This window comes from Faecalibacterium sp. Marseille-Q4896 (genome assembly GCF_017377615.1).
Taxonomy (GTDB): domain Bacteria; phylum Bacillota; class Clostridia; order Oscillospirales; family Ruminococcaceae; genus Faecalibacterium; species Faecalibacterium taiwanense.
Map to the genome: position 1 here is coordinate 99590 of NZ_JAFREG010000004.1, position 19888 is coordinate 119477.

Annotated in this window: 17 protein-coding genes; 14 read left to right on the forward strand and 3 right to left on the reverse strand. The window is 58.0% G+C overall.

The annotated features are described in order from the left end of the window. Nucleotides 1-237 precede the first annotated feature (237 nt). Complete coding sequence (gene sstT / locus J3348_RS08635) at nt 238-1485, forward strand: serine/threonine transporter SstT (protein ID WP_347563429.1); 1248 nt, start codon at nt 238-240, stop codon at nt 1483-1485. Nucleotides 1486-1914: 429 nt separating this feature from the next. On the opposite strand, the gene J3348_RS08640 is transcribed toward sstT, so the two are convergent. Together J3348_RS08640 and J3348_RS08645 are read right to left on the reverse strand one after the other, a co-directional pair. After that, nucleotides 1915-2451 carry an ECF transporter S component gene (locus tag J3348_RS08640; RefSeq protein WP_154255740.1) on the reverse strand — a complete coding sequence of 179 codons (537 nt, stop codon included), beginning with the start codon at nt 2449-2451 and terminating at the stop codon, nt 1915-1917. 258 nt (nt 2452-2709) lie between these two features. Continuing rightward, entirely contained in the window at nt 2710-3726 is a 1017-nt protein-coding gene (locus J3348_RS08645) for an acyltransferase family protein (protein ID WP_207698773.1), read from the reverse strand. 327 nt (nt 3727-4053) lie between these two features. Between J3348_RS08645 and J3348_RS08650 the strand changes: the two genes are divergently transcribed. The 5 genes from J3348_RS08650 to J3348_RS08670 all read left to right on the forward strand — a co-directional run bounded on the left by J3348_RS08650 (nt 4054) and on the right by J3348_RS08670 (nt 9828). After that, on the forward strand, nt 4054-4905 hold the full coding sequence (locus J3348_RS08650; RefSeq protein WP_207698774.1) for a transketolase: 852 nt from the start codon (nt 4054-4056) through the stop codon (nt 4903-4905). 1 nt (nt 4906) lies between these two features. After that, nucleotides 4907-5854, forward strand: coding sequence for a transketolase family protein (locus tag J3348_RS08655; RefSeq protein WP_005943680.1), 948 nt, complete (start codon nt 4907-4909; stop codon nt 5852-5854). 131 nt (nt 5855-5985) lie between these two features. Beyond that, nucleotides 5986-6885 carry a MurR/RpiR family transcriptional regulator gene (locus tag J3348_RS08660; protein ID WP_044953908.1) on the forward strand — a complete coding sequence of 300 codons (900 nt, stop codon included), beginning with the start codon at nt 5986-5988 and terminating at the stop codon, nt 6883-6885. A 127-nt stretch (nt 6886-7012) separates the two neighbouring features. Beyond that, entirely contained in the window at nt 7013-8419 is a 1407-nt protein-coding gene (locus J3348_RS08665; RefSeq protein WP_005943672.1) for a 6-phospho-beta-glucosidase, read from the forward strand. Between the two features lie 38 nt (nt 8420-8457). Continuing rightward, nucleotides 8458-9828, forward strand: a complete 1371-nt coding sequence (locus tag J3348_RS08670) for a PTS transporter subunit EIIC (RefSeq protein WP_005943669.1) — start codon at nt 8458-8460, stop codon at nt 9826-9828. Between the two features lie 53 nt (nt 9829-9881). Here the strand turns inward: J3348_RS08670 and J3348_RS08675 are convergent, their stop codons facing one another. Next, nucleotides 9882-10772, reverse strand: coding sequence for a LysR family transcriptional regulator (locus tag J3348_RS08675; RefSeq protein WP_044953906.1), 891 nt, complete (start codon nt 10770-10772; stop codon nt 9882-9884). Between the two features lie 204 nt (nt 10773-10976). Between J3348_RS08675 and J3348_RS08680 the strand changes: the two genes are divergently transcribed. From J3348_RS08680 to hisA, 8 genes are all read left to right on the forward strand, one after another. After that, complete coding sequence (locus J3348_RS08680; protein WP_097781151.1) at nt 10977-13037, forward strand: FAD-dependent oxidoreductase; 2061 nt, start codon at nt 10977-10979, stop codon at nt 13035-13037. Between the two features lie 172 nt (nt 13038-13209). After that, nucleotides 13210-13518, forward strand: coding sequence for a thioredoxin (trxA, locus tag J3348_RS08685; protein ID WP_207698775.1), 309 nt, complete (start codon nt 13210-13212; stop codon nt 13516-13518). A gap of 174 nt (nt 13519-13692) precedes the next feature. After that, nucleotides 13693-15288, forward strand: a complete 1596-nt coding sequence (hisG, locus tag J3348_RS08690) for an ATP phosphoribosyltransferase (protein ID WP_207698776.1) — start codon at nt 13693-13695, stop codon at nt 15286-15288. Beyond that, a complete protein-coding gene (hisD, locus tag J3348_RS08695) occupies nt 15285-16562 on the forward strand; it encodes a histidinol dehydrogenase (RefSeq protein WP_207698777.1) in 1278 nt (425 codons plus the stop codon). Before hisG ends, hisD begins: the two co-directional genes overlap by 4 nt. Before the next feature lie 180 nt (nt 16563-16742). After that, a complete protein-coding gene (gene hisC, locus J3348_RS08700; protein ID WP_207698778.1) occupies nt 16743-17804 on the forward strand; it encodes a histidinol-phosphate transaminase in 1062 nt (353 codons plus the stop codon). Between the two features lie 3 nt (nt 17805-17807). Continuing rightward, nucleotides 17808-18404, forward strand: coding sequence for an imidazoleglycerol-phosphate dehydratase HisB (gene hisB / locus J3348_RS08705; protein WP_097774580.1), 597 nt, complete (start codon nt 17808-17810; stop codon nt 18402-18404). Then, nucleotides 18401-19009: an imidazole glycerol phosphate synthase subunit HisH gene (gene hisH / locus J3348_RS08710; protein WP_005943646.1), complete on the forward strand. Its 609-nt coding sequence runs from the start codon at nt 18401-18403 to the stop codon at nt 19007-19009. Before hisB ends, hisH begins: the two co-directional genes overlap by 4 nt. Nucleotides 19010-19156: 147 nt before the next feature. Continuing rightward, nucleotides 19157-19876, forward strand: a complete 720-nt coding sequence (hisA, locus tag J3348_RS08715) for a 1-(5-phosphoribosyl)-5-[(5-phosphoribosylamino)methylideneamino]imidazole-4-carboxamide isomerase (protein ID WP_207698779.1) — start codon at nt 19157-19159, stop codon at nt 19874-19876. The last annotated feature ends 12 nt before the right edge of the window (nt 19877-19888 follow it).

Sequence of the window (19888 nt, forward strand, 5' to 3'; positions counted from 1 at the left end):
CGACGGTGACGGAGAGAACGAAGCCGCGAACGGTTAAATCTGTCCTTGCTGCAAATACAGATCAACGGAAAACCCCCATGGGCGCCGACCTGAATGCAAATTTGTGAACGAAAAATGTCTGAAAACGCTTTCATTTCTCTGCCGTATGTGCTATAATAACACCCGTCCTCATGTAAGAGACAGGAAGCTGTGCGCCAATGGCGTACAATAGGAAAGAGGAGTGTCTATATGAAAACGTTGAATAAGGCAGTTGCCCGCTACAACGGCATCAGCCTGATCGTTCGCATTCTGATCGGCCTGTTCATCGGTGCGGTGCTGGCTCTGGTGGCCCCCGGTGCAGGCTGGGTGGGTGAACTGGGCAGCCTGTTCGTTGGCGCACTGAAGGGCATCGCCCCGGTGCTGGTGTTCGTGATCGTGGCAAGTGCTCTGGCACAGGGCTCTTCCAAGCTGGACCGCCGCTTCGGCACGGTCATCTGGCTGTACATGCTCACCACCTTTCTGGCTGCGGCCATCGCAGTGGCGACCAGCTTTATGTTCCCGGTCACGGTCGTGCTGGCAGACGCTGCCCAGTCGGACGTGGTGCCGCAGGGTCTGGGCGAAGTGATGGGCACTCTGCTCACCAACTTTGTGGCAAACCCCGTCAGTGCCATCATGAGCGGCAACTACATCGGCATCCTGTTCTGGGCCTGCATGTTCGGCGTGGCCATGAAGAAGATCGGCTCTGACACCACCAAGACCTTTATGGCAAACACCGCCGATGCGGTCTCCCAGATCGTGCGCTGGATCATCAATCTGGCACCCTTCGGCATCATGGGTCTGGTCTACACCAATGTTTCCGGCAACGGCCTTGCCATCTTTACCCAGTACGGCAAGCTGCTGGCCCTGCTGGTGGGCACCATGCTGTTCATGGCCCTCATCGTCTCCCCCTTCATCATGTTTATCTATCTGGGCTGCAACCCCTATCCGCTGGTGTTCCGCTGCCTGCGTGAGTCCGGCCTGACCGCCTTCTTCACCCGCAGCTCCGCCGCCAACATCCCCGTGAACATGGCCCTGTGCGAAAAGCTGGGTCTGGACAAGGATATGTACTCCGTCTCCATCCCGCTGGGCGCCACCATCAACATGGACGGTGCCGCCATCACCATCACCATCATGACGCTGGCCGCTGCTAACACCTTGGGCATTCAGGTGTCTCTGCCTGCAGCCATCGTGCTGAGCGCCATGAGCGCTCTGGGTGCCTGCGGTGCTTCCGGCGTGGCCGGCGGTTCCCTGCTGCTGATCCCCATGGCCTGCTCCCTGTTCGGCATCTCCAACGATGTCGCCATGCAGATGGTGGGTGTCGGCTTCATCATCGGCGTGGTGCAGGACTCTGTGGAGACTGCCCTGAACTCTGCCGGTGACGTGGAGTTCGCTGCCACCGCCGAGTATCATCAGTGGAGCAAGCAGGGCAAGCCCCTGCCGGAGTTCCTGACCGGTAAGAAGAACTGAAAAATTTAAAAATATAGAAAAGGGCTGTTGCCAAACTCCTTCCGACATCGCTTACGCGATGCCACCTCCCTCAATGAGGGAGGCTTCACAGCTTACCGTCATGTCAGGCTCCCTCCGTGACGGAGGGAGTTCTTGGCAACAGCCCCTTCGCTTTTTACGGGAAAAGATGTAACGGGCAGCAGGGCGTTTTCATTACGGCCCCTCCCGTGAAAAAACAGAAGAGCAGCGGCCGCAGCCGCTGCTCTTCTGTAATAATAAAAATAAAATTTCCGCTGAAGATATTCGGGTTGCGGCTCCCTGTGTCTGCTTCGTGCCTTAGGCGGCACTCGCACCCAGCAGGCCGCAGCCCCAACGGCTCCTCCTTGTTTCTGCCGCAGGCAGCGGTCGTCGCCGTTGCAGAGCAAAGCGGAGGGCAGCCTAAATAGTAAGTCAATCCATAAACTTTGCCTTCTGCAGAGCAATCAGAATCAGCGGGATGAGCACCAGCTGAGCCACGATGCCCGGCACGGCGGTGAGCAGCGCGCCGGATAAAAACGCGCTGAACGGGAAGCTGGAACCGGTCAGGCCGGCCAGCACAAAGCGTACTGCACCCCAGACCAAACGGCCTGCCACCATGGCGGTGACAAGAGAAGCGTACATCATGGGAACGGTGTGCTTCACCTTGTGCCAGAGCACGCCGGACACAAGGCCGTAGGCGGCCAGCTCAAAGGCCATGGCAATGGCGATGGGGAACATGGGCGGCATGCCGAACAGCACCGACCGCACCAGCGGAGCAATGAAGCCCACGGCAAGGCCCCATGGGCCGCCCAGCACAAAGCCGCACAGCAGAATGGGAAAGTGCATCGGGCACAGCATGTTGCCCACCTGCGGCACATGGCCGGTGATCATGGGCAGCACAAAGGCCAGTGCAAGGAACAGTGCAGCCAGCACGAGGCTGCGGGTGGTGGAATGGGGGTTCGTTTTCATAAAAAGCTTCCTCCTTTGGCCAGACAAAAAAGGGGTCTGCCCGGCTTACAAGCCAACGGCAGACCCCTTCGTGGTGTCTATAGCAGCAAAAATAAGATGGCAGAACGCAAAGGCCCCCTGTGGGCTTTGCGCTGCACCGCTGCGTAAGCGCAGCGGTGGATAAAATGCTCCATCAGGATGGAGAACACGGGCTTCTGTCCGCACACCCGGCTTCGTACCGGAATCTGTGAAAATTATAGCAGACTTGGCTGGTGCACGTCAAGCTACAATGCTGGTTTTGTCCATCTGTGCCCGAATCCATGCGAAAAGGTGATTGGCTATAAAAAGGAACAGGACAGCAAATAACAACATGGCCGGGATAAAGAGCAGCGTTTGTACAGTGTCTGAAAAACGTGCAAGAAACGGCATGTTATGATAGGTGGGGAAGATCACCGCAGCTTGATTCAGATAGATGGCAAGAGAAAGTTTTTCGCCGCAGGCGAAAAATTTGTGGTTGAACAAAGCAGGGATGCCTTTTCCGGAAAGACAAAAAGCAAGAAAAACGATAAACAGCAGGTGTGCGGCATAGCTGTCGCGGGCAAGCCAGAACAGTACAATGAGCAGCGCAGAAAGCAGAAAAGCAGCACAGTCAGAAAGCTTTATTCGGATAAATTCAGAAAGTGCAAGAAGAGGACGATGAACCATCATGCCAAGGCAGAGTGCACCGAAAGCGCGAATAAGAGGGCCGGAAAGGAAGTTGCCTACCCCACCCCAATACTCCACAGTGTGGGTGCCAAATGCATTGGAAAAGTAAGTGAAAGAGCAAATCGCGGTGAGCGGACAGATCACATTCAGGGTGATTTGATCATCCTTTGTTATAAGTGCAAACAGGATGTGAGAGGCAACGATCAGAGTGGACAACTGCCAAAGCGGATAATTGATGCCGCCAGAAAACACGCCGATGCTCTGTACAAGCAGGACTTCTGGAACTGCATTAGCAAAATCAGAGAGGAAACGGATGGGATGAAGCAGATCGGCAGACTTGAAAGAAATAAAAAGGATGAGAAAGGCCAGCAGATAATAAGGGTAGATCCGCTTTAAGCGGCTGGCGGTGTAAGAAAGTGCATCGCCGTGATATTTACCGCTGTAAAAACTATTGACGAGAAAAAAGCCGGAGAGAATAAAAAACAGCTCAACGATCAAGTCGCTTGAAAGGACAGAACCTTTGAAGTGTCCGCACGCAATTGAGAGGGCAAAAAGAATTTTAAGGAAGTCGATGCTATAATTTCGTTCCATGATATCCTCCAGTGAAAATAAAAGGCAGCGTAAAACGGCTTTTAAAATATTGTACAGCACCTGATCGTTTAATGTCAATCAAGACAGTGGAAAGAAAAAAGGGCGGTCAAGGGGCTGCATGTTCCTGCAATTTAACCAAAAAGCGGCAAATTTCAATGAATATTTCCCCGCGTGTGTACATTTTGCATGAAGAAGCTTGACCTTTTTGCATAGAATAGCTAATATAAACTTGAAAAAGAGCGCGCTGCGGGCAGCAGGACTGCACCGGCGCTGACGAAAGGCTTTTTTGAACATGTGCAAATCTGAGGTTCATACGGGAGGACCATCATGACAAATGCAGAAAAACTTACTCTGGCCAAGCACGCCTGCCACATCCGCATGGGCGTGATCGAGGGCACGCACAGCGCAAAGTGCGGCCATCCGGGCGGCAGTCTGGATATCGCCGAGCTGCTGAGCTACCTCTATTTCGTGGAAATGAACATTGACCCGAAGGACCCCAAGAAGGCCGACCGCGACCGTCTGGTGCTGTCCAAGGGCCATGCTGCACCGGCACTGTATGCAGCGCTGGCAGAGCGCGGCTATTTCCCGGTGGAAGACCTTAAGACCCTGCGTAAGATCGGCAGCTATCTGCAGGGCCACCCCAACATGAACGAGACCCCGGGCGTGGATATGTCCACCGGCAGTCTGGGTCAGGGCATCTCTGCCGCCTGCGGCATGGCACTGGGTGCCAAGCACGCCGGCAAGCCCATCAATGTCTACACCATCGTGGGCGACGGCGAGGTGGAAGAGGGCGAGTGCTGGGAAGCCTTCATGTTTGCTGCACACTACGGCCTTTCCAACCTGTGCGTTGTGCTGGACCGCAACCACCTGCAGATCGACGGCACCACCGAGACCGTGATGAACAGCGCCCCGCTGGAAGAGAAGATGAAGGCCTTCAACTTCAATGTCGTCACCATCGACGGCCACGACTACGACCAGATCGAAGCCGCCATGCAGGCATTCCATGCAGAGACTGCAAAGCCCACCTGCATCATCATGGACACCACAAAGGGCAAGGGCGTTTCCTATATGACCAACTCTGTGGACTGGCACGGCAAGGGCCCCAACGATGACGAGTACAAGATCGCAATTGAGGAACTGAACGCCGCATACGCCGCGCTGGAGCAGGAGGAAAACTAAGATGGCAGATGTGAAGAAGATCGCTACCCGTGAAAGCTACGGCAACACCCTGAAGGAGCTGGCCGCAGAGGGCCACGAGGATCTGGTGGTGCTGGACGCAGACCTTGCCGCTGCCACCAAGACCGGCATGTTCCGCAAGGCTTACCCGGATCGTCACTTTGACTGCGGCATTGCCGAGGGCAACATGATGGGCGTGGCCGCGGGCCTGTCCACCATGGGCTACGTGCCCTTTGTTTCCAGCTTTGCCATGTTCGCCGCCGGCCGTGCCTTCGAGCAGGTGCGCAACTCCATTGGCTATCCCCACCTGAACGTGAAGATCGGTGCCACCCACGGCGGCATCTCGGTGGGCGAGGACGGCGCTTCCCATCAGTGCTGCGAGGACTTTGCCCTCATGCGCAGCATCCCCGGCATGACCGTGATCTGCCCCGCCGACGATGTGGAGGCCCGCGCCGCTGTGCGTGCTGCCTACGCAATGGAAGGCCCCGTCTATCTGCGCTTTGGCCGTTTGGCTGTGCCTGTGTTCCACGATGCCGAGAACTATCACTTTGAGATCGGCAAGGGTGAGCAGATCACTGAGGGCAGCGACATTGCCATCATCGCCACCGGCCTGATGGTCAACGAAGCCCGTATGGCTGCGGAGCAGCTGGCCGCTGAGGGCATCCACGCCCGGGTCATCAACATCCACACCATCAAGCCTCTGGACGAGGAGATCGTCCTCAAGGCTGCAAAGGAGTGCGGCAAGGTCATCACCGCCGAGGAGCACAATGTCATCGGCGGTCTGGGCGAGGCCGTCTGCGCCGTGCTGAGCGAAAAGCTGCCCACCCCTGTGCGCCGCGTAGGCGTGCAGGACGTGTTCGGCTGCTCCGGCCCGGCATGGGACCTGCTGAAGTTCTACGGTCTGGATGCTGCCACCATCTGCAAGACTGCCCACGAAATGCTGGGCAAATAAGCGCTTCTCCCACTGTATCTGCGCCGCCGCGTCATTTGCTGACGCGGCGGCGTTTTTGCATGCCGCAAATTTTTTTGCCAAATACTGCAGGATATGATATGCTTACAGAAAAAGCGGAAGGGAGAATCGCAATGCTGATCGTGGACAAACTTGCGTTTCAGGAAAAACTTTCGGAAGGGGAAAAAACGCTGGCCGCCTATATTTTGGCGCATGGGATGGAAATTGCCAAATATTCCACCCGCAGTCTGGCAGAAGTGACCTACACCTCTCCGCCGACCGTCCTGCGCCTTTGCAAAAAGCTGGGTTTTACCGGCTTTGATGACTTCAAGCAAAATTTTGTGCGTGAACTGGAATATCTCGACCAGCAACAGGGCAAGGTGGATTTCAATTTTCCCTTTGCTGAAAACGACAGCCCCATGCGGGTGGCGCAGAACATCGGCGAGCTGTACGAAGAAGCCGTCAAGGACACTATGCAGCTTCTCCGGTACGAAGACCTGCACAAAGCGGTGCTCCTGCTCAAATATCACGAGGAAATCCACATTTTTTCCGCCGGGACGGCCATCAATCAGGCCGAATCCTTCCGAGAAAAGATGCTCAAGATCGGCAAGCGGGTGGTCATTTTCAACAATCTGAACTACCAGCGGTATCAGGCCTGCTGTCTGTCCGAGAGGGACCTTGCCATGATCATTTCCTATTCCGGCGAAACGGCGCAGATGCTGGAGATTGCCCGGCAGTGCAAACGCTCCGGAACACCCATCCTTGCGCTGACCAGCTTTGGCGAAAACAGCCTGACCTGTTATGCGGATTGCAAGCTGACCCTTTCCACCAAAGAAAGCATCTATCAGAATCTTGGGGACTATGCTTCCCATCTGTCCATGACCCTTCTACTGGACATCTTGTATTCCGAGTACTTCCGGCAGAACTACCAGAAGAATTATACCTACAAGCTGGAACGCGCCCGAGAGCTGGAACAGCACCGCACCTCCACCAATCCTATTTTGTTGAATCTGCACAAAGAAAATGCGGAATGAAACACTGTTCCGTTTTTGATCGTGCAAAAAGAAACAGAAAAATTAACACTGTACCAATAAGTTTAAAAAATATTGCACAAAAACCTCCCTGCAAGTATTCTATACCTGCAAGGAGGTTTTCAAGCTTATGGAGATGCCAAAAAAGTTCCTGTGGGGCGGTGCGACCGCCGCCAACCAGTACGAAGGTGCCTACCAGACGGATGGCAAGGGCCTGAGCATTGCCGACGTGGAAAAAGGTGCACGCCACGGCGTCCCGCGCGAGATTCATACACAGGTCATGGAGGGCAACTACTACCCTAGCCATGAAGCCGTGGATTTTTACCACCATTACAAAGAGGACATCGCGTTGTTTGCCGAGATGGGCTTCAAGTGCTTCCGAATGTCCATCAACTGGCCGCGCATCTTTCCGCAGGGCGATGAATTGCAGCCGAACGAGGCCGGGCTTGCTTTCTATGACCGTGTGTTCGACGAGCTGCACCGCTACGGGATCGAACCGGTGGTCACGCTTTCGCATTACGAAACGCCGCTGTATCTGGTGCAGCACTATGGTTCCTGGCGTAACCGAGCCCTGATCGATTTCTTTGCCCGGTACTGTGAAACGGTGTTCCGGCGTTACAAGGGAAAGGTCCGGTACTGGATGACCTTCAATGAGATCAACGAGACCATGAACCAGAGCGAGCCATACCATCAGGCAGGCGTGCTCTTTGCCGAAGGCGAGGAGCACAACGCTGTCAAAGCGCTGGTCAGCCACAACATGTTCCTTGCCAGTGCAAAGGCCGTGCAGATCGGGCATGCGGTCGACCCGGAAAATAAAATCGGCTGCATGATCCAGTATCCCACCACCTACCCGCGCACCTGCGCACCCAAGGATGTGCTGGCACAGAGATTCCAGATGATGCCGAACTATTATTACACCGATGTGATGTGCCGCGGACACTACACCAGCCTGTGCACGGCACAGCTGCGGCGCATGGGCACTTCGGTAGAGATGCAGCCGGGCGATGCCGAGCTGCTGGCCGCAGGAACTGTGGATTACATCGCATTCAGCTATTATTTTTCTTCAGTTGCCCGTGCAACGGAAGATACGGATTGCTGTGTAGAACGCAGCAATCCGTATCTCCAGCGTACCGACTGGGATTGGCCCATCGATCCGGACGGCCTGCGCATCGCACTGAATGAGCTGTATGACCGGTATGAACTGCCGCTGTTCGTTGTGGAAAATGGTCTGGGTGCCATCGACACCGTAGAGCCGGATGGCAGCATTCAGGACGATTACCGCATCCGTTTTCTGGGCAGTCACATTGATGCGCTGCGGCAGGCCATTGAGCTGGATGACGTTCCGGTGATCGGCTACACCTGCTGGGGTCCCATCGACATTATTTCGGTGGGCACCGGCGAGATGCGCAAACGGTACGGCTTCATTTACGTAGACAAGAAGGATGACGGCAGCGGCACGTTGGCCCGCAAAAAGAAAAAGTCGTTTGCATGGTACAAAAAAGTCATTGCAAGCAACGGCGCAGACACCGCCCTGTAAGCAATGCATTTTTTAGGATATTGAAGGAGGCAAAACAAATGGATGCAAAGAAAACTGCCCAGCAGGTGCTGGAACAGGTCGGCGGCGCAGAAAATGTTACATTTCTGACCCACTGTGTCACCCGCCTGCGGTTCAACCTCAAGTCAATGGACGGCGTGGACGAGGCCAAGGTCAAAGCCGTACCCGGCGTGGTGGGTGTCGTGAACAAAGGCGGCCAGTATCAGGTCATCATCGGCAACGAAGTAGCTGCCGTGTACGATGAACTGATGAAACTGGGCGACTTCGGCGGTAAGGAAGTCAAACAGCCTGCCGCCCCGGCCGAGGAAAAGAAGAGCAGGGTCAGCATCATTCTGGACACGCTGGCCGGTGTGTTCACCCCGCTGATGCCGTTGATCGCCGGTGCCGGTATGATCAAGGCTCTGCTGTCTGTGCTGACCCTCTTCGGCTGGATCGACAAGAGCGGAAATCTGTACTATTTCCTCAACTTCATCGCAGACTCTTCCTATTACTTCCTGCCGATCTTCCTGGCCAACTCCGCGGCCAAAAAGTTCGGCTGCAACCCGCAGATGGCCATGCTGCTGGGGGCCATCCTGCTGCACCCGAACTTCATCGCCCTGAAAGCCGATGCCGATGTGGTCCATGTGCTGGGTCTGCCGGTGAAGATGGTAACCTATTCTTCCTCAGTCATCCCCATCTTCCTTATCACGCTGGTACTGCCATACGTGGAACGATTTGTCAATAAGGTCGTGCCCTCTGTGGTCAAGTTCATCCTGCGGCCGGTGCTCACCATCCTCATCATGGCTCCCATCTCCCTGTGCGTGCTTGGCCCTCTGGGCAGCATCATCGGCGATGGTCTGGTCAGCGTCCTGCTGGCCATTGAAAAGGTCTGCCCCTGGGCACTGCCCACCGTCATCGGTGCCTTTATGCCGTTCTTGGTCATGACCGGTATGCACTACAGCCTGCTGCCCGCTTATGTCAACTCTCTGTCCATGCTGGGCTATGAGACGGTCATCGGCCCCGGTAATCTGCCTTCCAACATTGCACAGGGTGCCGCAGCCCTCTGCGTTGCCATCAAGACCAAAAACAAGAACTTCCGTCAGCTGGCCGTTTCCGGCGGTGTGACCGCTCTGCTGGGCGTGACGGAGCCTGCTCTGTTCGGCGTCAACGTCCGTCTGCGTAAGCCTCTCATCGCCACCACCATCGGCGGTGGTCTGGGTGGCCTGTATGCCGGTTTGACCGGTGTGCGCCGTTTTGGCGGCGGTGGTGCCGGTCTGGCAGCCATCGGCCTGTATGTCGGTGAAAATCCCATGAACGTGATCAACGCACTGATCTCTGCCGCGATCGCCTTTGTGGCCACCTTTGCGATCCTCTGGTTCATCGGTTTTGATGATGTGCCGGAAGAAGCCTGATCTCTTCTGAAACAAGCAGCGCCGGAACGATTTTGCCGTTCCGGCGCTGCTTTTTACGCCTCTCCCAGCAGCTTTGCGCGGCTGGCGTATACAGCGGTGAATACCTCCCGCAGCCGTTGGATCTCGGGACGCGGGTCGTCCCGCAGGGTCAGCAGACAGGTGTCCGGCAACGGCAGCTGCAGCGGCAGATACCATGCAGCCGGAAAGGCCGGGTATTTCATCGGGCACAAAAACATGCCGCGCCCGGCAAGCAGATCGTTGTAAACACACTCGTAGTTTTCCACCATGTGCCAGCTTGGTGCGGAAAACGGCAGGCCGGGCTGAACAACGGCAAGATCCACCATTTCCTGATACAGCGGCTCATAAAACAGCTGCTGCCCGGCAAGATCGGCCAGCGCCAGAGTGCTGCGCCCTGTGAGCGGGTGCTCCGGCGATACGATCAGGTAAAAGGTGTTGTGCAGGATGGGGGTGCGCTCGATCTCCGGCTGCAGCGGCCCAAAGGGCAGATAGAGGGCTGCGTCTGCCTCGCTGCAGAGCATTTCGTGGGGGTTGCGTGACACGGGCCGAGTGTCCACCGCAAACTCATATCCCGGCAGTGCGGCGTGCAGCCGTGCCATCAGGATGGGATAAATGGGGTCACGCTGCAGCAGCACCGGCGGCAGGCGCAGGGTCAGCGTGCGCCGCCGGGCAAAGCCCTTCAGCGCGGTGCGGGCGTTCAGGATGCTGCGATAGATCCCCTCCGCCTGCGGCACAAAGGCCCGGCCTGCTTCGGTCAGCGCCACGCGGGTGGTGCTGCGCTCAAACAGGGCCAGATCCAGCTCCTTTTCCAGACTGCGGATCTGGTAGCTGAGGGCGGGCTGGGTGCAGTACAGCTCCCGGGCGGCGGCGGTAAAATTCAGCGTCCGGCTCAGGGTGAGAAAACACAGCAGCTGGCGGTCGTTCATGGGCGAAACCTCTCCTTTCCCGGCGGGCAGAATAAGATTGCTTTCAGTATAGCACATCAATGGAGACTGATAAAGAGCTTTTATCACTGTGGCAAAAATTTTTTGTTTCCATTTTACTTCGTTATATTTTATACTAAGTGTCGGAGCGGGATAAAAATCCCGCAGAAACGAGAAGAAGAGAAGAAAGAAAAAGGAGCAAACAAGATGGAAAAGATCTCCCGCAAAGGCTTTCTGAAAGTTGCCGCTGCCGCCGCAATGAGCGGTGTCACCGCCGGCGCTCTGGCTGCCTGCAACTCCGCAAGTTCCTCCGGCACTGCGGCATCCGCTTCCGGCGATGCCGTCTACACCCCCGGCACATACACCGGCACGGCTACCGGCATCGGTGAGGTGAAGGTGACCATGACCTTCAGCGAGACCGCTATCACCGATGTGGTCATCGATGCTTCCAACGAGACCGAGAGCATCGGCGGCGTGGCTGCTCCCACCCTGCAGGATGCCATCATGGCGGCACAGAACGCTGAGATCGACAATGTTTCCGGCGCCACCGTCACCACCAACGCGGTCAAGAAGGCTGCCGCCAGCTGCATCGAGCAGGCTATGGGCGTTGCTTCCGAAGAGCCTGCTGCAGATACCGCCGGGGATACCGGCGATGACTGGCTGGGCGAAGAGCCGGACGTGCAGGCCAGTGAGACCCAGGACTTTGATGTGGTCATCATCGGCGCCGGTCTGTCCGGCGTCTGCGCTGCCCGTGCGGCTGCCGAGGAGGGCGCAAAAGTTGCCATCGTGGAAAAGAGCTCTTCCTTCAACTGCCGCAGCGGCGAGTATGCCCTGCTGAACGGCAGCCTGAACAAGCGCTGGGGCCGTGAGAACATCGTGGACGAGGATGTTGTGGTCGACCGCCTGATGCGCGAGTGCACCTACCGCAACAAGCGCTCCATCCTGAAAAAGTGGGCTTCCCATGCACACGAGGTCATGGACTGGTTCATCGAGGCTTACCCCGAGCTGACCATCTGCGACTCCACCCGTGAGGCCGTGACCCAGGAGCAGTTCGACAAGGGTATTCTGGTGCCGCTGGCATGGCCTCAGCCCGAGCACTACGATTACCGCAACGAAGAGTTCCCCACCTTCCCTTCCAGCATGGAGTTCCGCTCTTCCCGCAAGGATCAGCAGGGCTTTATAGTGGAAGCCAACCTGAACAAGGCCGTTGAGAACGGTGCACAGACCTTCTTCGGCTGCTTCGGCACCAAGCTGCTGAAGGACAGCGACGGCCGCGTGACCGGCGTGATCATCCGCGACGCACAGAATGACAACAAGTACATCCAGCTCAACGCTTCCAAGGGCGTGATCCTGGCTACCGGCGACAACTCCGGCGACGAGAAGATCATGAAGCATTTTGCTCCCGAGATCGTGGAGAAGAAGATCGCCAACATGGGTGCCATGGGTATGCTGGGCGTTGACGTGGAGGGCAAGACCGTGGAGACCGGCGACGGCCTGCGCATGGGCGCATGGATCGGCGCAAAGGTGCAGGATTTCCACGCACCGATGACCCACCACATGGGCAGCGGCATGGGCGTGACCCCCTTCCTGCAGATCAACAAGCGCGGCGACCGTTTCATGAACGAGTGCATCCCCGGCCAGCAGCTGGAAAACCAGATCGAGCTGCAGCCCGAGTGCACCTCCTTCCAGCTGTACGACTCCAAGTGGGGCGAAGAGGTGCCCTACATGCCCGCAAACCACGGCGGCCTGTGCTACATCATCCCCGAGGATGAGGATGAGTCCAACCCCAACTACACCGACCGTCAGTACACCAAGATCAGCGCAAAGGCCGAGGCTTACCAGTTCAAGGCCGATACACTGGAAGACCTGCTGACCCAGTGCGGCTTTGAGGGCGATGCACTGGATAATGCACTGGCTTCCGTCGAGCGCTACAACGAGCTGGCCAAGGCCGGTTCCGACGATGACTTCGGCAAGCCCGCAAGCCGGATGTTCGCGCTGGAGAATCCCCCGTACTATGCATGCCAGTGGGGCACCACTTCCATGCTGGTGTGCGTGGGCGGCCTGGAGAGCGACGAGAACTGCCACACCTTCACCGAGGAGGACCCCGCCAGCCCCAAGCGCGACATCATCAAGGGCCTGTATGTCTGCGGCAATGTGCAGGGCAGCCGCTACGCAGTGGAATACCCCATCTGCATGCGCGGCATCAGCCACAGCCTGTGCGTCTACTACGGCTACATCGCCGGCAAGAACTGCGTGGCCGGTGTCTGATACCCTGCTGACAGAACACTGAAATAAGCGTTTCCCTGCCCGGAGCAGTATTCTTTCTTCCTGCTTCGGGCTTTTTTGCGCCCCTGTGTGACCCGGTCACGGAAAAACACACTCCGACGGGGTATACTGATGCTGTCAGTGAAATTACAAACACCCTTCAGGAGGTAAAAATATGGCAGTCATTACCATCACGAAAGAAAACTTTGCGCAGGAAGTGCTGCAGAGCGAAAAGCCCGTCCTGCTGGACTTCTGGGCCAGCTGGTGCGGCCCCTGCCGGATGCTCAGCCCCATTGTGGACGAAGTGGCCGAGGAGCGCGGCGATGTGAAGGTGGGCAAGGTGAACGTGGACGAGCAGCCGGAGCTGGCCGGGGAGTTCGGCGTGATGAGCATCCCCACCCTGCTGGTGTTTGAGCAGGGCAAGCTGGTGCGTCAGGCCGTGGGTGCCCGCCCGAAGGCCAGTGTGCTGGACCTGCTTGGGTAAATATGCGTGCTGAAAAGGAGCTGTTGCGCCATGCAACGGCTCCTTCTCTTCTTTTCCCTGTACAAACGCACAGAAAAATCGTATCATTGAGTTGAAAACACCGTCACTTTCCTACTTTACAACTTTACCTAGATAAAGTAAAATAAACTCAAGTAAGAAATGGGGGAACCGACAATGGAATTCAGCATTGCAAACCTGCAGCCCAAGGAGCGCGCCTCCTTTGCGCTGCGCGCCTTGTACGAAGCGGCGGGCTGCCGCAAGTATCATATGGGCCGGTTTGAGGAGTACGGCCTGTATCAGGAGAACCGCAGCTTTTTGTCGTCCGAGCAGGTCATCACCTTTACCGATCTGGATGGCCGTCTGCTGGCCCTCAAGCCGGACGTGACCCTCTCCATTGCCAAGACGGCGCAGCCCGCCCCCGGAGAGACCCTGTGCTACTACTATCACGAGAATGTCTACCGCCCTTCCGCCGAGAGCCACACCTTTAAAGAGATCAGCCAGATGGGCCTTGAGATGCTGGGCGCGGTGGGCGAAGCACAGGTGCAGCAGGCGGTGTGTCTGGCGGCGCGGTCGCTGGATGCGCTGGGGGCCGAGTGGGTGCTGGAAGTGAGCCACATGGGCTACCTGTTCGGCCTGTTCGACGCGCTGGGCGTGCCGGATGCCGCCCGCGCAAAGCTGCTGGAAAAGCTGCGGGAGAAAAACGCCCACGAGCTGCGGGCTGCAGCCGGAGCCGCCGGTCTTGCCGATGCCGCCGATACCCTGTGCAGCGTGCTGAGCCTCTGCGACAGCTATGCCGATACCCTTGCAAAGGCCGCTGCTCTGTGCCGCAATGACACCATGCGCGCGGCTGTGGCCGAGCTGGAAGCGCTGGCTGTGCCGCTGGAAAAGGCGGGCGGCGTGATCCGGCTGGACATGACGCTGGCCGGTGAGATGGAATACTACAACGGCCTTGTGTTTCAGGGCTACCTGAAAGCCCTGCCCCGTCCCCTGCTCAAGGGCGGCCGCTACGACCTGCTGATGCAGAAGTTCACCCCCGGTGCCGGTGCCATCGGCTTTGCGGTCTATCTGGACGAGCTGAACCGCCTGAGCGCCCCGCTGCCGCCGGTGCAGAAGAACAGCACCGACAGGGTGATGCTGAACGTGGCTCTGCCCAAGGGCCGTCTGGGCGATAAGGTGTATAACCTGCTGGCGGGCATCGGCTACGGCTGCCCGGAGGACTACAACGCCACCCGCAAGCTGGTGGTGGAAAACCCGGAGGCCGGCATCCGCTACTTCCTCGTCAAGCCCAGCGACGTTGCCATCTATGTGGAGCACGGCGCTGCCGATGTGGGCATCGTGGGAAAGGACATCCTCACAGAGGCTTCTGCCGATGTGTACGAGCTGCTGGACACTGGCCTTGGCAAATGCCGCATGTGCGTTGCCGCCCCGGCCGATTACAAGGACGACCCCAGCCGCCCGGTGCGGGTGGCCACCAAATTCGTCAACATTGCAAAGAGCTACTACGCATCCATGGGACGGGACATCGATATCATCAAGCTGAACGGCTCCATTGAGCTGGCCCCCATTCTGGGCCTTTCGGACGTCATCGTGGATATCGTGGAGACCGGCACCACCCTGCGGGAGAACGGCCTGAAGGTGGTCACCGAGTTCATGCCCATCTCGGCCCGGTTCATTGCCAACAAGGCCAGCTACCAGTTCAAGCACGCCGAAATGGACACCATGCTGGAAAAGCTGCGGGCGGAACTGCAGAACAAGGAGGAAGCAAAATGATCAAGCTGTATAACTTTGACGAGCTGAAGCCCGAAGAGATCCTGAACCGCGATATCCGCGCGGAAAAGAACGTGGAGGACGTGGTGGACGGCATCATTGCCGATGTGCGCGCCCGGGGCGATGAAGCCCTGAAGGATTACGCGCTGAAATTTGACGGCGCGAAGATCGATGCCCTGCAGGTGACGCAGGAGGAGATCGACGAAGCCTTTGCGGGCATGGATCCCTACTTCCTCGAAACGCTGCGCGAAGCCGCCGCCAACATCGAGAGCTTCCACCGCCAGCAGGTGCACAAGAATTTTGTGGTGAACGACAAGCCCGGCATCGTGCTGGGCCAGAAATATACCCCCATTGAAAAGGCCGGTGTCTATGTGCCCGGCGGCACGGCGGCCTATCCCTCCACCGTGCTCATGGATGTGATCCCGGCAAAGGTGGCAGGCGTGTCCGAAATCGTCATGACCACCCCCGCCGGAAAGGACGGCAGGGTGAACCCGGTCATCCTTGCCGCCGCTGCCACCGCAGGCGTGACCAAGATCTTCAAGACCGGCGGCGCACAGGCTGTGGCGGCTCTCGCCTACGGCACCCAGAGCATCCCTGCGGTGGATAAGATCGTTGGCCCCGGCAACATCTACGTTGCCACCGCCAAGCGCAAGGTGTTCGGCAAGGTGGGCATCGATATGATCGCAGGCCCCAGCGAAATTCTGGTGCTGGCCGACGGCGGCTGCAACCCCGCATGGGTGGCAGCAGACCTGCTGAGTCAGGCCGAGCACGACAAACTGGCAAGCCCGGTCCTCGTCACCGACAGCCCGGAGCTGGCCAAGGCCGTGCAGGCGGAGCTGGAGGTGCAGATCCCTCAGCTGCCCCGTGCCGCCATCGCCCGCGCCAGCGTGGACGACAACGGCAAGATCATCCTCTGCACCGACCTGCACAAGGCCATTGAAGCCTGCAACATCATTGCACCGGAACATCTGGAAGTGTGCGTGGAGGACCCCTTCGGCGTGCTGAACGAGATCAAAAATGCAGGCAGCATCTTCCTTGGCCGCAACGTGCCGGAAGCGCTGGGCGATTACTTTGCAGGCCCCAACCACACCCTGCCCACCAGCGGCACCGCCCGCTTCTCAAGCCCCTTGGGCGTAGACGACTTTGTAAAGAAGTCCAGCTTCCTCTACTACACCCGGGAAGCGCTGGGCGAAGTAGCCCCCCGCATCGCCGATTTTGCCGAGCGCGAGGGCCTGCACGCCCACGCCCGCAGCGTGACCATCCGGTATGAGAAGTGACCCTCTCAGGCGCTTGCGCGCCAGATTCCCCTTTTTGTCACCCGCGGTGACATCTTCCCCCGGCCGGGGGAAGTCTTTCCTCGAAGGGGAGCTTTGAGAGTGGAAACCGTAAGATGCAAAAAAGCTCCCCCTTCGGGGGAGCTGGCAAAGCCGTAAGGCTTTGACTGAGAGGGTTTTTATATGAGTCGTTTTCTTTCTCCCACGCTGGCCGCTGTCACCCCCTACACCCCGGGTGAGCAGCCGCAGGATCAGCAGTACATCAAACTGAACACCAACGAAAGCCCCTATCTGCCCTCCCCGGCGGTGATCGCCGCTGTGAGTGAGCACGAGGTGGAAAAGCTGCGCCTTTACTCCGACCCCGCCTGTGCCGACCTGCTCAAGGCGGCCGCAGCCCACTTCGGTTTGCAGCCGGAGCAGATCATGCCCGGCAACGGCAGCGACGAGAACCTCTTCTTTGCCCTGCGTGCCTTCTGCGACGCAGACCACCCGCTGGCCTATGCCGACATCACCTACGGCTGCTACGGCGTGTGGTGTGGGCTGATGCATATTCCCAGCCACATCATCCCGCTGAAAGAGGATTTCACCCTTGACCCGAAGGACTACTACGGCCTGAACCAGACCATCGTCCTTGCAAACCCCAACGCCCCCACCGGCATTGCACTGCCGCGGGCAGAGATTGAGGGCATCCTGAAAGCGAACCCGAACAATGTGGTCATTGTGGACGAGGCCTATGTGGACTTTGGCGGCGAGAGCTGCGTGCCCCTCATCGACCAGTACGAGAACCTGCTGGTGGTGCAGACCTTTTCCAAGTCCCGGCAGCTGGCCGGTGCGCGTCTGGGTCTTGCCATGGGCAATGCAAAGCTCATTGCCGACCTGAACCGGGTCAAGTTCAGCCTGAACCCCTACAACATCAACCGCCTGACCCTGAAGGCCGGGCAGGCCGCGCTGGAAGATACCGCTTATTTCGACAGGACCCGCGCCGCCATCGTGGACACCCGCGCATGGACAAAACAACAGTTGGAACAGCGCGGATTTGCCGTGCTGGACAGCCGCTCCAACTTCCTGTTTGCAAGTACCAACAGGAAAGACGGCGAGACACTCTACAAAGAGTTGAAGAAAAACGGCATTCTGGTGCGCCATTTCGACGCGCCCCGCATCCAGAACTGGCTGCGCATCACCATTGGCACGCCGGAACAGATGAAGATATTCGTGAACACACTGGATAAGATCATGGAGGAATGAACCATGCCGAACCGAATGATCTCGCTGGAACGCAACACCAATGAGACCCAGATCGACCTGACCCTTGATTTGGACGGCACCGGCCGCTACGAGGTGGACACCGGGTGCGGCTTTCTGAACCACATGCTGGAGCTGTTCGCCCGCCATGGCCGGTTCGATCTGGTGCTCACCTGCCACGGCGATGTGCAGGTGGACTACCACCACACCACCGAGGATGTGGGCATTGCACTGGGTCAGGCCTTTGCACGGGCGCTGGGCGATATGCGCGGTATCCAGCGCTACGGCAGCTTTTATCTGCCCATGGATGAAGCGCTGATCCTGTGTGCCGTCGATCTTTCGGGCCGCTGCACCCTGAACTGGGATGTCCGTTGCAGCACCGAAAAGGTGGGCGATTTTGACGTGGAGTGCGCCAAGGAATTCTGGCTGGGCTTTGCCCGCAGCGTGCCCGCCACGATCCACTTTGTACAATTTGCGGGAGAAAATACCCACCACATCCTCGAGGCCTGCTTCAAGGGCGCAGGCCATGCACTGGGCGCGGCCGTGAAGATCGACGAAGCCCACAAGGACGAAATTCCTTCCACGAAAGGACTGCTGGTATGATCGCAATTATCGATTATGGCGTGGGCAACCTGTTCAGCCTGAAGTCCAGCCTGAAGCAGCTGGGGCTGGAAGCGGTCGTCACCGCCGACGCGGACACTATCCGCAAAGCCGACCGGCTGATCCTGCCGGGCGTGGGCGCTTTTGCCGATGCCATGGCCAAGCTGGAGGCGACGGGCCTTGTACCGGTCATGAAAGAAGAAGCCGAAAGGAAGCCGCTGCTGGGCATCTGCCTTGGCATGCAGCTGCTGTTTGAAAAGAGCTACGAGTACGGTGAGCACGAAGGCCTTGGCTTTGTGAAGGGCGAGGTCTGCCCGCTGGAGCCCGACCTTGCGGACAAGAGCCTGAAGGTGCCGCAGATCGGCTGGAACGCCTTGCACATTGTAAAGGACGACCCGCTGTTCAAGTACATCCGTGAGGGAGAATACGTCTATTACGTCCACAGCTACTACGGCAAGAACTGTACGGAGAGTACACTGGCTGTGAGCGACTATTCCATTCCCGTCACCGGCGCGGTGCGGGCAGGCAGGGTGTACGGCACCCAGTTCCACCCGGAAAAGAGCGGTGATACCGGCCTGCGCATTCTGAAAGCATTTGCGGAGCTATAACCCTCTCAGTCAACGCCTGCGGCGTTGCCAGCTCCCCCGAAGGGGGAGCTTCTAAAGAGTGAACCGTAAAATGTAAAAAGCTCTCCCTTCGGGAGAGCTGGCGAGCGAATGCGAGCCTGAGAGGGTTCGTTTCTGAAGGAGATTTAAATGCAATTATTTCCAGCCATTGACCTGCGGGGCGGCAAGGTGGTGCGCCTGACGCAGGGCGACTACAGCCGCATGACCGTCTACAGCGAGGATCCCTGTGCACAGGCGCGGGAGTTCCTTGCAGCGGGGGCCAAAAACCTGCACGTCGTCGATCTGGACGGCGCAAAGGACGGCACCCTATCCAACTACGATACCATTGCCGCGCTGGCAAAACAGGGCGGCTTATACATTGAGGTGGGCGGCGGCATCCGCACCGAGGAACGCATTGAAACATACCTCTCCCTCGGCGTGGGCCGCTGCATCCTTGGCAGCGTGGCGGTGACAGATTTTGCCTTTACCGCCCGGATGCTGCAGAAATACGGCGATAAAATTGCCGTGGGCGTGGACGCAAAGGACGGCTATGTGGCCATCCATGGCTGGAAGGAAGTGAGCGCCGAGCCGGGCGTGGACTTCTGCAAGCGGCTGGCAGATGCCGGATGCACCGCCATCATCTACACGGACATTGCCTGCGACGGTGCCATGCAGGGCACGAACCTCGGCCTGTATCGCACGCTTGCCAAAGAGGTGCCCGGCGTGGCCTTTACGGCCAGCGGCGGCATCTCGTCCGAAGCAGAGCTTCTGGAACTGAAAAAAATGGGCACTGCCGCTGCCATTTTAGGCAAGAGCCTGTACACCGGCGCACTGGACCTTGCGCGCTGCGTGCAGCTGGTGCAGGAGTGAACGGAGGGGAAA